Source organism: Halolamina sp. CBA1230 (assembly GCF_002025255.2).
Taxonomy (GTDB): domain Archaea; phylum Halobacteriota; class Halobacteria; order Halobacteriales; family Haloferacaceae; genus Halolamina.
In genome coordinates this window covers 1,957,870-1,971,999 of the sequence record NZ_CP054587.1, presented here as the reverse complement: position 1 = coordinate 1,971,999, position 14,130 = coordinate 1,957,870, and the positions used below count along the sequence as shown (strand labels likewise).

Annotated in this window: 11 protein-coding genes, 2 tRNA genes and 3 rRNA genes; 8 read left to right on the top strand and 8 right to left on the bottom strand. The window is 64.6% G+C overall.

Annotation, left to right across the window (positions count from 1 at the left end; translation table 11 throughout):
- The first annotated feature begins 76 nt into the window (after nt 1–76).
- The 4 genes from B4589_RS10395 (at nt 77) to B4589_RS10380 (ending at nt 4,076) form a co-directional block, all read left to right on the top strand.
- Entirely contained in the window at nt 77–745 is a 669-nt protein-coding gene (locus B4589_RS10395) for an MBL fold metallo-hydrolase (protein ID WP_079234206.1), read from the top strand.
- Between the two features lie 48 nt (nt 746–793).
- Nucleotides 794–2,953 (top strand): NAD-dependent DNA ligase LigA, encoded by a 2,160-nt coding sequence (gene ligA, locus B4589_RS10390; RefSeq protein WP_079234205.1) that lies wholly within the window; start codon nt 794–796, stop codon nt 2,951–2,953.
- A gap of 62 nt (nt 2,954–3,015) precedes the next feature.
- Nucleotides 3,016–3,600 carry a 2Fe-2S iron-sulfur cluster-binding protein gene (locus B4589_RS10385; protein ID WP_079234204.1) on the top strand — a complete coding sequence of 195 codons (585 nt, stop codon included), beginning with the start codon at nt 3,016–3,018 and terminating at the stop codon, nt 3,598–3,600.
- Nucleotides 3,601–3,704: 104 nt separating this feature from the next.
- Entirely contained in the window at nt 3,705–4,076 is a 372-nt protein-coding gene (locus B4589_RS10380) for a CHY zinc finger protein (protein ID WP_079234203.1), read from the top strand.
- A gap of 9 nt (nt 4,077–4,085) precedes the next feature.
- Here the strand turns inward: B4589_RS10380 and B4589_RS10375 are convergent, their stop codons facing one another.
- Nucleotides 4,086–4,571 (bottom strand): hypothetical protein, encoded by a 486-nt coding sequence (locus B4589_RS10375; protein WP_079234202.1) that lies wholly within the window; start codon nt 4,569–4,571, stop codon nt 4,086–4,088.
- 113 nt (nt 4,572–4,684) lie between these two features.
- Between B4589_RS10375 and B4589_RS10370 the strand changes: the two genes are divergently transcribed.
- Both B4589_RS10370 and B4589_RS10365 read left to right on the top strand, forming a co-directional pair.
- Nucleotides 4,685–5,134, top strand: coding sequence for a universal stress protein (locus B4589_RS10370; RefSeq protein ID WP_079234201.1), 450 nt, complete (start codon nt 4,685–4,687; stop codon nt 5,132–5,134).
- Nucleotide 5,135: 1 nt separating this feature from the next.
- A complete protein-coding gene (locus B4589_RS10365; protein ID WP_079234200.1) occupies nt 5,136–5,606 on the top strand; it encodes a nucleotidyltransferase domain-containing protein in 471 nt (156 codons plus the stop codon).
- Nucleotide 5,607: 1 nt separating this feature from the next.
- Here B4589_RS10365 and B4589_RS10360 read toward each other — a convergent pair whose 3' ends face one another.
- The 7 genes from B4589_RS10360 to B4589_RS10330 all read right to left on the bottom strand — a co-directional run bounded on the left by B4589_RS10360 (nt 5,608) and on the right by B4589_RS10330 (nt 12,649).
- Nucleotides 5,608–6,447, bottom strand: coding sequence for a formate/nitrite transporter family protein (locus B4589_RS10360; protein WP_079234199.1), 840 nt, complete (start codon nt 6,445–6,447; stop codon nt 5,608–5,610).
- 102 nt (nt 6,448–6,549) lie between these two features.
- Nucleotides 6,550–6,625: transfer RNA gene (locus B4589_RS10355), tRNA-Cys, on the bottom strand.
- A gap of 131 nt (nt 6,626–6,756) precedes the next feature.
- A 5S ribosomal RNA gene (gene rrf / locus B4589_RS10350) occupies nt 6,757–6,878 on the bottom strand.
- A 129-nt stretch (nt 6,879–7,007) separates the two neighbouring features.
- Nucleotides 7,008–9,919, bottom strand: a 23S ribosomal RNA gene (locus B4589_RS10345).
- Between the two features lie 219 nt (nt 9,920–10,138).
- Nucleotides 10,139–10,210: transfer RNA gene (locus tag B4589_RS10340), tRNA-Ala, on the bottom strand.
- Nucleotides 10,211–10,303: 93 nt separating this feature from the next.
- Nucleotides 10,304–11,775: ribosomal RNA gene (locus B4589_RS10335) — 16S ribosomal RNA — on the bottom strand.
- Together the 16S, 23S and 5S rRNA genes with 2 tRNA genes alongside form the textbook arrangement of a ribosomal RNA operon.
- A 568-nt stretch (nt 11,776–12,343) precedes the next feature.
- Complete coding sequence (locus tag B4589_RS10330) at nt 12,344–12,649, bottom strand: non-histone chromosomal MC1 family protein (protein WP_079234198.1); 306 nt, start codon at nt 12,647–12,649, stop codon at nt 12,344–12,346.
- A gap of 212 nt (nt 12,650–12,861) precedes the next feature.
- Between B4589_RS10330 and B4589_RS10325 the strand changes: the two genes are divergently transcribed.
- Nucleotides 12,862–13,059, top strand: a complete 198-nt coding sequence (locus tag B4589_RS10325; RefSeq protein ID WP_053946810.1) for a hypothetical protein — start codon at nt 12,862–12,864, stop codon at nt 13,057–13,059.
- A gap of 7 nt (nt 13,060–13,066) precedes the next feature.
- On the top strand, nt 13,067–14,122 hold the full coding sequence (locus B4589_RS10320; protein WP_079234197.1) for a quinone-dependent dihydroorotate dehydrogenase: 1,056 nt from the start codon (nt 13,067–13,069) through the stop codon (nt 14,120–14,122).
- Nucleotides 14,123–14,130 lie beyond the last annotated feature (8 nt).

The window sequence follows — 14,130 nt, the reverse complement described above, 5'->3', positions numbered from 1 at the left end:
CGCCTGCGACCCCCGACGCCGTCCCCGTTGTGGGACCCACCGCCAATTCTACCACCCCGCGGACCCAACGGCGGGTATGGAGATTTCCGACCACGTTTATAGCCTGCCCGTGACGCTCGAACTCGGCGGCGCCGAGCGGACGTTCACGCCGACGGCCGTCGAGACCGAGGAAGGGCTGATCCTGTTCGACACGACGCTGCCGGGCCACGCCGACGCGCTCGAGACCGCGCTCGGGGAGCACGGGTTCGACTTCGGCGACGTCCGCTTCGTGGTGCTGACCCACCACGACGGCGATCACGCCGGCGCGCTCGCGACCGTGCAGGACCGCACGAACGACGCCCCCACGTTCGCTCACTGGGCCGAGGCCCCCTACGTCGACGGCCGGAAGTTCCCAGTGAAGTCGGAGGACGAGCGCTACCCGCCGGCCCGCGTCGACGTGGAGGTGCTCGACGGCGTCGGCTTCAGTACGCTCGCCGGCCCGCTCGAACTGGTCGAGACGTTCGGCCACGCACCCGGGCACAGTTCGTTCCACCTCCCCGAGGCGGACCTGCTGATCGCGGGCGACGCGCTGACCGCCGCCGACGGCGAGCTCCAGGGGCCGGCCGAGCAGCACACCCCCGACATGGATCGGGCGATGAAGTCGGTCGCGCTGCTGGGCGAACTCGAGTTCGACCACACGATCTGTTTCCACGGCGGCTACGCCGACGCCGGCACCGAACGGGTCCGCGAGATCGCGAACGAGTAACGCCGCCACCCGACGCCGTTTTTTACCGTGGGCGCGCCAACCCCGCACATGACCGAGGACGCGCCCGCGGACAACCCCTACGTCCGCGAGCCCGACACCGAGTTCGCGCCGACGGGGGAGCTATCGGCCGAGGCGGCCCGCGAGCAGGCCGAACAGCTCCGGGAGGCGATCCGCTACCACGACTACCGCTACTACGTTCGGAACGACCCTGTCATCTCCGACCGCGCGTACGACGACCTGTTCGAACGGTTGGAGGAGCTGGAGGCCGCGTTCGACCTCGACACCGAGGGATCGCCCACCCGGCGCGTCGGCGGCGAGCCGATGGACGAGCTCGAGAGCGTCGACCTGGTGGTGCCGCTGCTCTCCATCGACTCCTCGGGCGAGGCCGACGACGTTCGCTCGTTCGACGACCGCGTGCGCCGCGAACTGGGCGACGACGCCGACGTCGACTACGTCTGTGAACCCAAGTTCGACGGGCTCTCGATCGAGATCATCTACGTCGATGGGCGCTACGAGCGCGCGGCCACGCGGGGCGACGGCGAGACCGGCGACGACGTGACCGAGAACGTCCGCACGATCGCGTCGGTTCCCCAACGCCTGCGCGGTGATCCGCCCGCGGTGCTGGTCGTCCGCGGGGAGATCCACATGCCGCTGTCGGGGTTCCAAGAACACAACCGCGAGCGCGTCGAGCAGGGGAAAGAGCCCTTCGCCAACCCGCGCAACGCCGCGGCGGGGAGCCTGCGGCAGTTAGACCCCGCCGTGACCACCGAGCGCCCGCTCGACTGCTTCTTCTACGACGTGCTCTGGGTCGAAGACGAACCCGCGCCGGTCGAGGAGATCGGTCCCGAGAACCGCGAGGACGCGGCCTCGGTGGGCGGGCTGGCGCTCGACGGCCTCGACACCCACTGGGACGAACACCAGCAGCTTCCAGAATGGGGGCTGCAGGTGAACGACCGCCACGAACTCGTCGACGACGTCGACGACGCCATCGAGTTCCGTGACGACCTCCAGGAAGTCCGGGAGGAGCTGGACTACGAGATCGACGGCACCGTGCTGAAGGTGAACGACCGCGAGCAGTGCCGGCAGTTGGGCACCACCTCGCGGCACTACCGCTGGGCGTACGCCTACAAGTTCCCCGCGCGGACCGAGGAGACGCGGATCGCCGACATCGTCGTGCAGGTGGGTCGGACCGGCCGACTCACTCCCGTCGCGCTGCTCGACCCCGTCGACGTCGGCGGCGTGACCGTCTCACGAGCGAGCCTGCACAACCAGTCAGAGATCGCGGATCTGGGCGTGGACGTGGGTGACGTAGTGAGAGTTGAGCGGGCGGGCGACGTGATCCCGTACGTCTCCGAGGTCGTCGAGGACAACTCGGAGGGTCACTTCGAACTCCCTGACGAGTGCCCGGTCTGTGGCAGCGACGTGGAGGCCGACGGCCCGCTGCGGTTCTGTACGGGCGGGCTCTCCTGTCCCGCTCAGCTCAAACGCTCGGTCGAACATTACGCCGGCGACAGCGGCCTCGACATCGAGGGGCTCGGCGAGGAGGCGGCCGATCAGCTGGTCGACGCGGGGCTGATCGAGGACTCGATCGCCGACCTCTACGGGATCGACGCCGAGGAACTGGCGGCGCTGGAGGGGTGGGGAGAGAGAAGCGCCGAGAAGCTGCGGGAGGAGATCGAGGCCTCGAAGTCGCCGTCGCTGGGGTCGTTCCTCTCCGCGCTGGGGATCCCCGAAGTGGGGCCGACGATGGCGTCGGACCTGGCCGAAGCGTTCGGCGACCTCGACAGCCTGATGGCGGCCGACGAGGCGGCGATCCGCGAGGTGGAGGGGTTCGGGCCGACGGTCGCCGCCCACGTCGCGGAGTTCCTCGGCAACGATCGGAACCGCCGAGTGATCGAGCGGCTTCTCGAGGCCGGCGTCGAGCCCGAGCCGCCGGCGTCGACCGAAGTCGGCGACGAGCTCGACGGGCTGACGTTCGTGTTCACGGGGTCGCTCTCGGTGGCACGCGACGAGGCGCAGTCGCTGGTCGAGGCCCACGGCGCGAACGCGACGGGCTCGGTGTCGGGCAACACCGACTACTTGATCGCCGGCGACGACCCGGGACGGACCAAACGGGAGGACGCCGACGAGGAGGGGGTTCCGACCCTCGACGAGGAAAGGTTCGCGGAGCTGCTCGAGGAACACGGGATCGCGTATCCGCCCGAGTGAACGGCGGGAGCGGACGCGCGGAATCACAACCACCTTAACCCGGGCAATCAATAACCCCGAGTATGGCTGTGAACACGACCGCGCTGGGGCTCGCCGTCCTCCTCAGCGGGGCGGCCGCGGTGTTCCACTACGTTCGCGGGACGGAGTGGGAGTCCGCCCCGGATATCTCCGAGGAGATGCTCGAACGCCGGGCCGCGAGCGTGCCCGAGACGGATTTCCCGGAGCCGTACAACCGATCCATCGGCGGCGGGGGCGCGGCCGCGGCCGCGGTCGGAGGCGAGGCTGCCGAGGAGGGGGAGCTGGAGGGCGAGACCGACGCCGCCGGCTCGGGGCCGGGCGACATCCCCGAGGACGAGGTCGAGTACTTCGAGGTGGAGTTCGCCAAGGAGGGCGAGACCGTCGAACTCCCGAACAACCAGCCCATCCTCGACGCCGGCGAGGACGAGGGGTTCGACCTCCCCTACGCCTGCCGACAGGGGCAGTGTGTCTCCTGTTCGGGCCAGATCACCGACGGCCCCAGCGAAGACTTCGTGGTGCACGACAACCAGGAGATGCTCTCCGACGAGGAGCTCGACCAGGGGTACACCCTGACCTGCGTCGCCTACCCGCGTGACGACTTCACGCTGGAGACGAGCGAGGCACCCTGATCGCGGCACGGTCGTTTCTCTCTCTCGGTTCCGTGTTCTCCACTGCACGGCCAGCGACGAGCGTGGCGGGAAGCCCTTTTCGACGCGACGCCCGAAGGGGACGTATGGAGGTTCACGGCCACACGGTCCGCGGCGTCGACGTCGGTCCGGAGACGCGGTGTCGCCACTACGACAGCGAGCTCGACGTGATCGCGATCCGGTTCCCCTGCTGTGGGACGTTCTACGCGTGCGACGACTGCCACCTCGCGGCCGCCGACCACGAGTCGGAACGGTGGGGTGACGAGGCGGCGGGGCGATCACCGACGGAGGACGCGAGCGCCGACGCAGTGCTGTGTGGCGTCTGTGGGGCGGTGCTGACCGTCGCCGAGTACGTCGACTGCGACGATCGCTGTCCGGACTGTGGCGCGGAGTTCAACCCCGGCTGTCGCCGCCACTACGACCGCTACTTCGCGGAAGCGCTGTTCGAAACGGCGTGAGAAGGGAGTTCAGTACCGCGAGGGGAGGTACGCCATCCCGAGCAGGAGGATGAGGGTGGTGCCAGTGAGGATGCTGACGCCCCAGAGCCCGTTGGTCTGCTCCTCGTACTGGGCGACGCTGGCCTCGTGCTGGCGGAGCGCGTCGAAGTTGTCCGAGAGGATCACCTCGTCGCCCGACTCGAAGTGGGCGAAGTACGTCTGCTCGCCCAACGTGACGTTCTCGTGTTGGGCGACGGTCGCGCTCTGTGTGCCGTTCTGGCTCTCGTTGTTCCACTCGATCGTGGCCTCGTAGCTCGTCTCACCGTCCTCCTCGGAGGAGTTCACCGAGGCGACGGTGTACGTCTGTCCTCCGACACTGAACTCGTCCCCTTGCTGGTACGCGTCTTCGCCCGGCAGATCCATCTCCGGGGTCTCGCCGGTGAGAACGAGTCCGAGCGACAGCGCCCCCACGATCAGGAAGAGGGCGGCGGCGACTGCCACAGCGCGTCGTTGCATACCGTGATGGTGGAAGACCCGGCGTAAAAACGGTTCCTCTTTCGGTAACGCTCCGGGGCACGACGGCACCGCCACCGGGGCGGTTTTGTGGCTGCCGCCCCGAGTTCGTGAGGATGTACGAACGGATCCTGCTGTCGACCGACGGGAGCGTCGCCTCCGAGGAGGCCGAACGCCACGCGATCGACCTCGCCGCGGCGCACGACGCCGCCCTCCACGCGCTGTACGTCGTCGACGAGACCGTCTACAACGCCTACAGCGGCGACGAGTACGTCGACGAGGCCGAAGGCCCGGAGCACGGGCTCGAGGAACACGGGGAGGAGACGCTCGCGGATCTGCGGGCGCGAGCGAGCGACGCGGCGGTCGACTGCACCACCGTGATGCGCCACGGGCGACCGTCGAACGTGATCGTCGACTACGCCGACGAGATCGACGCCGGCCTGCTCGTGCTCGGGACGAAACGCCGCCCCGACGAGTACCGGGCGCTGCTCGGGAGCGTCACCGACCGCGTGCTCCGCCTGACGGATCGGCCGGCAGTCGTCGTGAAAACCGAAGTCGAGGGGTAGCGTGCCGGCGCTCGACGAGCGGTACCGGAACGCGATCGGAACGCTGGTCGCGCGGCTCGACGGCGACGAACCGTGGGCCCTGACCGGCAGCGCCAGTTTCGCGCTCCAGGGCGTCCCCGTCGAGCCGAACGATATCGACGTTCAGACGACCGAAGCCGGCGCGGACGCGATCGAGTCGGCGTTCGCGGACCGGGTCGTCGAGCCGGTGTCGCTCTCGGCGGCCGAGGGGATCACGTCCCACTTCGGCGCGCTCGAACTGGCCGGCGTCCGGGTCGAGATCATGGGCGCAGTCCAGAAACGGCGGCCGGACGGGGCGTGGGAGCCGCCGGTCGACGTCACCGAACACCGGCGGTTCGTCGATCTCGACGGTCGCTCGGTGCCGGTGCTCTCGCTCCAGTACGAGGCCGCCGCGTACGAGCGACTGGGCCGGGAGGAGCGTGCGGCGCTGCTCTCGGAACACGCGACGGAGTGACTCACTCCCGATCGACCGCGTCGAACTGCACGTTCTGCTGCTCGCCGGCCAGCGCGACGTGGCCGTAGTTGAGGAGGCCGACGAACACGGCCCCGCCGACGACGTTTCCGGCCGTGGTGGGGAGCAGGAACCCCACGAACGCGCCGGGGGAGACTGGGTAGCCGAGGAACATCGCGGCGAGCACCTCGGTCGTCCCGAGGATACAGTGGTGGAACGGGGCGAAGCCGATGACTGCGGTCCCGATCAGCACGAAGAGGCTTCGGCCGACCGTGTCGCGGCTGGCCGCCGAGAGCCAGGTGACCAACCCCATCAGCCAGCCGGCGATCACGCCGCTAGCGAAGATCACCCACCACGGATGGGGGAGGAGCGCGCCCGCGAGCGCCCCGACCGCCGCGGCGTCGACGATCCCGAGCGCCGGCCCGGCGCTCGCGATCAGGCCGGCGAACAGCAGACAGCCCACGAGGTTCGACGCGTACGTCACCCCCCAGACGCGACCGAGCCCGCGGACGCTCGCCCGCCCGTCGAGCACCGGCAGGATCGCCATCGTCGAGTGGGCGGTGAACAGCTCGGTCTGTCCGACGACGACGAACAGGAACGCGATCGACGAGATCCCGCCGAGGGCGGCCTGCTGGACCAGTGTGGAGTCGAACCCGCCGGAGAACGTCAGCACCATCGCCATGAGCAGCGCGCCGAAGCTCAGGTTCAGCCCCGCGGACAGCCCGGAGAGGAACACCCCCTTCGGCGGGCGGTTGATCTCCTTGAGGGCGTTCTCCATCTCGCGTTCGAGGATCTGCCGGTAGGAGAGGGAGGCACCGGACGGCGTGTCTGACTCCGAGGTCATGCATCCGAACGTGTTCGTCGGGGAGTAGGGTAAAACGACGTGGCCGAACGAGGATCGAAACGGGATAGCTGACGCTGTTCGGGAAACATCTCGAGAAAAGTAAGCCAAGGGCCGGATTTGAACCGGCGATGGGCGGCTCTGCAGGCCGCTGCGTTAGGCCGAACTCTGCCACCTTGGCGCAGTTCGTCGTTGGTCACTCAGTCGTTTAAGCGTACCGTATCGGGCGCTTTCGCTGCGCGTCGACGGGATCGAGCAAGGAACGATCGCGAAGCGACTCGCTCTTCGTAACTCAGAATACCGCAATGAATAGAGAGACGGCGAGCGGACTCTCCCAGCGGGTCGCCCACGCCAGTACTCGCCCACACGTAGGTGAGCTTAACTTCCGTGTTCGGGATGGGTACGGGTGTTACCTCACCACTCTGGCCGTCTCACGCCGAGTCGCGGAATCGAACCGCGAGCAAACCAAGCTCGGTATGATCGAACCGTGTGAATAAGCGTAGTCCAGTTCGCACCTGGACCCGTTCGATACGGGTGCAGTGCAGAGATATCCGATTACCGGATGAATGATGGCTTCGGACTGTTAGTGCTCGCGGGCTCAACGCCTCGTTGCCTTGGCGCGTACACCCCGAGTCTATCTAACTCCTCTTCTACGAGTGTCCTCAACGGTACTTCGTTTCCGAGTGGGTTTCGAGCTTAGATGCGTTCAGCTCTTACCCCGTGTGGCGTGGCTGCCCGGCAATGCCCTCTCGGACAACCGGTACACCAGTGGCCACCAATCGTAGTTCCTCTCGTACTATACGATCGTTCTCGTCAAGTACCATAACACCCCCAATAGATAGCAGCCGACCTGTCTCACGACGGTCTAAACCCAGCTCACGACCTCCTTTAATAGGCGAACAACCTCACCCTTGCCCGCTTCTGCACGGGCAGGATGGAGGGAACCGACATCGAGGTAGCAAGCCACGCGGTCGATATGTGCTCTTGCGCGTGACGACTCTGTTATCCCTAAGGTAGCTTTTCTGTCAGCAACCTGGCCCATCAAGGACCATGGTTGGTTCGCTAAACCACGCTTTCGCGTCAGCGTCACTCGTTGGGAATGACACTGTCAGACTTCCGTTTGCTCTTGCGCTCTTCCTCGGGTTCCCGACCCGAGTGAGGAAATCTTGGGGCGCGCTCGATATCTTTTCGAGCGCGTACCGCCCCAGTCAAACTGCCCGGCTACCGGTGTCCTCCGCCAGGAGTGAGAGTCGCAGTCACTACCGGGTAGTGTTTCATGAGTGGCTCGGTGGCCCGCTAGCGCGGGTACCTGTGTAACGCCTCCTACCTACCCTGCACAGTAGCGACCACGTCTCAGCGACAGCCTGCAGTAAAGCTCTATAGGGTCTTCGCTTCCCCTTGGGGGTCTCCAGACTCCGCACTGGAACGTACAGTTCACCGGGTCCAACGTTGGGACAGTGGCGCTCTCGTTGATCCATTCATGCGAGTCGCTACTGAAGCGACAAGGTACTACGCTACCTTAAGAGGGTCATAGTTACCCCCGCCGTTGACGGGTCCTTCGTCCTCTTGTACGAGGTGTTCAGATACCCGCACTGGGCAGGATTCAGTGACCGTACGAGTCCTTGCGGATTTGCGGTCACCTGTGTTGTTACTAGACAGTCGGAGCGCCCGAGACACTGCGACCTGCCTCGCTTGAGGCAGGCATTCCTTATTGCGAACGTACGGAACTAACTTGCCGAATTCCCTAACGTCGGTTCTCCCGACAGGCCGTGCCTTGCTCTGGCAGAGTACCTGTGTCGGATCTCGGTACGGACATCGTGCTCCCTTTTCACGGGCTCCTGGTAACATCGACTTTCGCTATCTCGAGATTCGCTCGCTTCCTGCCGTTACGGCGTCCACGAACTTCCTCGATTCGACTGGGCGAAGGCCCAGCTCGATGGTTCCGGAAGCGTCGGTTTCACTGCACGATGGTGCTGGAATATTAACCAGCTGCCCTTTCGATCCCTGCGACTTACGAGGGACCTTAGGATCGACTAACCCTTGGCTGACTAACAGTGCCAAGGAACCCTTACTCTTCTGGCCGTCGGGGTTCACACCCGACTTTCGCTGCTACTATGACTAGGATTTTCGTCACTGAACGGTCCACGCGAGCTCTCGCCCGAGCTTCCACCCGTCCAGAGTGCCAACCTACGAGATCGCTGTCTTACCAGCGCCGCTAGGTCTCGGTGGTGGATTTGAGCCCCGATCATTTTCGGCGCCTCGAACCTCGGCCGGTAAGCTGTTACGCTTTTCTTAGAGGGTAGCTGCTTCTAAGCTCACCTCCCGGCTGTTTAGGGCTCGAGACTACCTTCAAATCGCACTTAATCCACACTTTGGGACCTTAACCCAGCTCTGGGTTGTTCCCCTCATGGTACCCAAGCTTACCCCGGGCACCGGACTCCCTTCGTCCACGGCGTGCGCACGTTCGGAGTTCGACAGAGAGGCCGACTCCTCTCGGAGGCGGGTCTCTCAATCGGTCGCTCTACCGCGCACACTACCTCGGAAGAGGTCATGCTTCGACATGTTTCGGTTGGAACCAGCTGTTGCCGAGTTCGATGGGCCTTTCACCCCTACTCTCGGGTCACGGGAGGGTATTGTAGGACACCACCCCTAACGGGCCTCCACGTGGCTTTCGCTACGCTTCACCCTGCCCCAGAGTAGATCACTCGGTTCCGGGTCGTATCCCTTCGACTCCCCGCGCTTGAACACGGTGGGCCTGGCAATGCTGCGCCCCTATCGGTTTCCCTACGCCTTCCTGGATGATCCAGTTAGACTCGCCAAAGAGATACACTCCCTAGTTCGTTTTTCAAAACGTACGACGGAACTTCGGCTCCCTCTTCGTCCTACTGGAGGCTCGCGCCTCGGTCGTTTTGAAGAGGGCCTTTCAAGCCCCGTCGCTCTATCGCCGACTGGTTTCATGCCCTATTGCACCGCCCTTCTCGGGGTGCTTTTCAGCGTTCGCTCACGCTACTTGTTCGCTATCGGTCTCGAGGAGTGTTTAGCCTTCGCGGTCGATGCCCGCGACATTCACGAGGGATATCCAACCCCCGCTACTCTCGAACTGGCGCACACTCTACTGAATCACGGTACGGGACTGTCGCCCTGTTTCGTGCTCTGTTCCAAGAGACTTCTCGTGATCTGTCGAGTGCTGGGAGCCAGCCGGTACACCACATGTCCTTGCGGATTCGGTTTGGGCTGTATCGCGTTCACTCGCGGTTACTTACGACATCGCAGTTGCTTTCTCTTCCTGTCCTTACTAAGATGTTTCAATTCAGGACGTTCCCCATTGCGCGAGGCAATTGCGGTGGGGATTCCCATTCGGAGATCCTCAGTTCTATGCTTCCATGCAGCTCCCTGAGGCTTATCGCAGCTTGGCACGTCCTTCTTCGGCACTCGAGCCGAGCAATCCATCAGCCGGCATAGTAGCCGTCTGTCGGTAATCGTCTATCGTCGTTCCACTGCAACCCGGATGAACGGGTCCAGTGGGTGCCTGGACTACGCTTACACACGGTCGTCAGTGCACGTCCCGTGGGTGACACGGGAGCGTACTCGGACCCTTCCCAGACGCGTTCTCACGGTCTGGTGCATCGATCGTTCTGGACTCCATCGTACTTCCGTCGGGCATATAACCCACACGGTTTCCTTCTGTCCGAGATGGACTCGCGGGGATTCGAACCCCGGGCATCCTCCTTGCAAAGGAGGCACTCTCCCACTGAGCTACGAGCCCTATGGAGCCTTGGTAGTTCTAAGGTGCCCGGTCGGAACCGGTGGCACCGAAACGGCGAAAGGTGGGTCTGCCCAGAGGGCAGATCCCGGTCAGTGGAGGTGATCCAGCCGCAGATTCCCCTACGGCTACCTTGTTACGACTTAAGCCCCCTTGCGGAGCCCAGATTCGACCTGTGAAACAGGCCTCATCCGGACCCCACTCGGGTGCTTTGACGGGCGGTGTGTGCAAGGAGCAGGGACGTATTCACCGCACTCTCCTGGAATGCGATTACTACCGAATCCAGCTTCATGCGGACGAGTTGCAGTCCGCAATCCGAACTACGACCGAGTTTCTGAGATTACCGCTCCCTCTCGGGGTGGGAACCCATTGTCTCGGCCATTGTAGCCCGCGTGTTGCCCAGCCCATTCGGGGCATACTGACCTACCGTTGCCCGTTCCTTCCTCCGCCTTGGCGGCGGCAGTCTCCCTAATGTACCCATCATCCTCAAGGGACATGCTGGCAATTAGGGACGCGGGTCTCGCTCGTTGCCTGACTTAACAGGACGCCTCACGGTACGAGCTGACGGCGGCCATGCACCACCTCTCTACGGCGTCGTGACGAGGTCATCAACCTGGCCGTCATCACCGTAGTCGGGGCTGGTAAGGTTACCGGCGTTGAGTCCAATTAAACCGCAGGCTCCTCCGGTTGTAGTGCTCCCCCGCCAATTCCTTTAAGTTTCATCCTTGCGGACGTACTTCCCAGGCGGTTCACTTAGCGGCTTCCCTGCGGCACAACACTCACTCGTAGTGAGTGTCACACCTAGTGAACATCGTTTACGGCTGGGACTACCCGGGTATCTAATCCGGTTCGAGACCCCAGCTTTCGTCCCTCACTGTCGGATCAGTCCTCTCGAGGTGCTTTCGCCATCGGCGGTCCGTTCAGGATTACGGGATTTCACTCCTACCCCGAACGTACCCCTCGAGCCTTCCTGTCCCAAGCCGAACAGTTTCCGCCGGACGCCCACCCGTTAAGCGGGTGGATTTCCCGACGGACTTGCACGGCCAGCTACGGACGCTTTAGGCCCAATAAAATCGGTCATCACTCGAGCTGCCGGTATTACCGCGGCGGCTGGCACCGGTCTTGCCCAGCTCTTGTTCCTGAACCTCCCTACGGTTCAGAAAAGAAAGGGCGATATGCCCTTTCACTCGGGGTCCCCTTATCGCACTGGCGTGCAGTGTAAAGGTTTCGCGCCTGCTGCGCCCCGTAGGGCCCGGAATCTTGTCTCAGATTCCGTCTCCGGGCTCTTGCTCTCACAACCCGTACCGATTATCGGCACGGTGGGCCGTTACCCCACCGTCTACCTAATCGGCCGCAGCCACATCCTACAGCGCCGGAGCGTTTGAGCGTCGACGTGTTCAAACAGTCAACGCGTATCGGGAGTTAGCCTCAGTTTCCCGAGGTTGTTCCCGTCTGTAGGGTAGTTTGGCCACGTGTTACTGAGCTATACGCCGCGGGTCTAACCCGCGCGACTAGCATGGCTAAATCGGACCCCGATAGCAATGACCTCCGGCAGGATCAACCGGAATGTGTACGTGCATAACGCACGTGGGTTTGGCGGGTCGGATCACACAATGTGATCGTTACCAATCTGGTCTTGCGTATCGGTTACCGTTCGCTGCCCGCCGGCCGAACCGGGGGACACCGAACTACCAAGGCTCGCATCAGATACCGTCCTATGGCGGACCACGGTGGCGGAATCCTCATCCGTCGCGGACGGCGATTCGCCGAGTCGAACTCGGCACGAACCTCGCCGCCCTCTGCGTATTCCTTCCGAGTGCCCGTTTCCACTTAAGGGCGTCGGATCGTACCGGGCTCGCACCGAGCGAGCCCGGGTGTCACCGGGGGCGACCGCCCCGGCGACCTTCGCATTAGGTTCGATGGGAGGTAACTACTTAACCCCGTCGGAGTATCGACGCCACGTCATGCGGTTTCACGAGTGGATCGTTCACACGGGCACACGACGACGCTGGCGCTGTGGAGGTAGATATGGCGCGGCAGGAGGGCGGCCGGTCATCCCCGCGCTCGTACGGAGTCGGACCGCGTGGTACCGCGCGTCGGGTCGTTGCGACGCGGGGAGTGATACGCCTGTCGGGTCTACTCGTCGAGGTGCTCGATCCCCTGCTTGGAGACGTTCGCCTCGGTGATGACCTCGGGCATCCAGTCGGGTTTGTTCTCGGGGGCCTCCTCCTCCCACGCCCAGCCCTCGTAGATGTGGACCTTGTCCGTCCCCTTCTCCCGGAGCTCGATCGGGACGCGGTCGGCCGAGTCCTCGGAGTTGGCAGGCTCGAGCCGTCGAGCCGCCTTCAGCGCCGCCTGTCGCGGCGTGTTACCGGAGAACACGCTGTCCTCGTCGTCCTCTTCCCGAAGCGCGAAGTTCCGCTTACCGTCTTCTCGTACCATGGTTTCTCTCCATGCGGGTGGTACACAGGGTCCGATATAAAAATATCGGGGCAAACGACCCACTCGACCGGGGCATTTATATACCCGAACGATGAGATCGTTTCCTGATGATCGAAATAAAGGCGAAATCCACCCGACAGAGGCTCGGGCGCGCCGCGCGGGGAGACAACACTTTAGTACCGGCTGAAGCCAAACGGGGATAGACAGACCAGATGGTCCGCAAGAAGAAGCTCAGCCCGAGCGGGGCCAAAGACGAGAACGGCGAGTACCACAACGTCCACGTGAACCTCCACGAGGACGAGCTCGAGGTCGCCGGCATGGAGATCGGCGAGGAGGTGTTCGTGCGCGTCCGCGACGGGAAGATCATCATCCAGTCCGCCGACGCCGAGGACGTCGAACACGACTTCTGAGGGTCAGATGCAGCTCTACGACGCCGCGAAACCGATCCTGTTCTCGCTACCGCCAGAAACTGCCCACGCACTCGTGAGCCGCGGGCTCGAGGCCGTCCAGGGGACGCCGGCTGAGGGCCTGCTGCGCGACCGCTACGTCGTCGACGACGACCGACTCACGACCGAGGCGTTCGGCCTGCGCTTCCCCAACCCGGTCGGCGTCGCCGCCGGCTTCGACAAGAACGCCCGCATCCCCCGCGCCCTCGCCGCCATCGGCTTCGGTCACGTCGAGGTCGGCGGCGTCACCGCCGAAGCCCAGGGGGGGAACCCGCGCCCGCGGATGTTCCGCCTGCGCCCGGACCGCGCGCTGATCAACCGGATGGGGTTCAACAACGAGGGCGCCGACGCCGTCGGCGAACGGCTCGACGACACCGCGCTCCCGCACGTCCCCGTCGGCGTCAACCTCGGCAAGTCGAAGTCGACGCCACTCGAGGAGGCGCCGGCGGACTACCGCTACACGTACGAGCGTGTCGCGGACGCCGCGGACTACTTCGTCATCAACGTCTCCAGCCCCAACACGCCCGGCCTGCGCTCGCTCCAGAACCGCGACGCGCTGGAGGCGATCGTCGACGAGCTTCAGGACGCCGGCGCCGCCCCGCTGCTCGTCAAGCTTTCGCCGGACCTCCCCGGCCCCGCCATCGAGGAGTCCCTCGAAGTGGTCGCCGCGAAGGATCTCGACGGCGTCGTCGTCGCCAACACGACGACTGAACGCCCCGAGAGCCTCCACTCCCCCAACCAGGCCGAGCCGGGCGGCCTCTCGGGCGACCCGATCGAGGAGCGCTCGACGGGCCTCGTCGGCTTCGTGGCGGAGCGTACCCACGTCCCCGTCGTCGGCGTCGGCGGCGTCAGCAGTGCCGAAGGCGCCTATCGGAAGATCCGTGCGGGCGCGGACGTGGTCCAACTGTACACGGGCCTCGTCTACGAGGGGCCCGCCCTCGCCCGCGAGATCAACGAGGGGCTGCTCGACCTGCTCGAGGCGGACGGGTTCGACCACGTCTCCGAGGCCGTCGGCGTCGACCTGTAGAAAGAAGT

Coding starts and splice junctions, on each gene's coding strand:
- B4589_RS10395 (WP_079234206.1), top strand. CDS start 77: ATGGAGATTTCCGACCACGTTTATAGCCTGCCCGTGACGCTCGAACTC.
- ligA (WP_079234205.1), top strand. CDS start 794: ATGACCGAGGACGCGCCCGCGGACAACCCCTACGTCCGCGAGCCCGAC.
- B4589_RS10385 (WP_079234204.1), top strand. CDS start 3,016: ATGGCTGTGAACACGACCGCGCTGGGGCTCGCCGTCCTCCTCAGCGGG.
- B4589_RS10360 (WP_079234199.1), bottom strand. CDS start 6,447: ATGACCTCGGAGTCAGACACGCCGTCCGGTGCCTCCCTCTCCTACCGG.
- B4589_RS10380 (WP_079234203.1), top strand. CDS start 3,705: ATGGAGGTTCACGGCCACACGGTCCGCGGCGTCGACGTCGGTCCGGAG.
- B4589_RS10320 (WP_079234197.1), top strand. CDS start 13,067: ATGCAGCTCTACGACGCCGCGAAACCGATCCTGTTCTCGCTACCGCCA.
- B4589_RS10330 (WP_079234198.1), bottom strand. CDS start 12,649: ATGGTACGAGAAGACGGTAAGCGGAACTTCGCGCTTCGGGAAGAGGAC.
- B4589_RS10325 (WP_053946810.1), top strand. CDS start 12,862: ATGGTCCGCAAGAAGAAGCTCAGCCCGAGCGGGGCCAAAGACGAGAAC.
- B4589_RS10375 (WP_079234202.1), bottom strand. CDS start 4,571: ATGCAACGACGCGCTGTGGCAGTCGCCGCCGCCCTCTTCCTGATCGTG.
- B4589_RS10370 (WP_079234201.1), top strand. CDS start 4,685: ATGTACGAACGGATCCTGCTGTCGACCGACGGGAGCGTCGCCTCCGAG.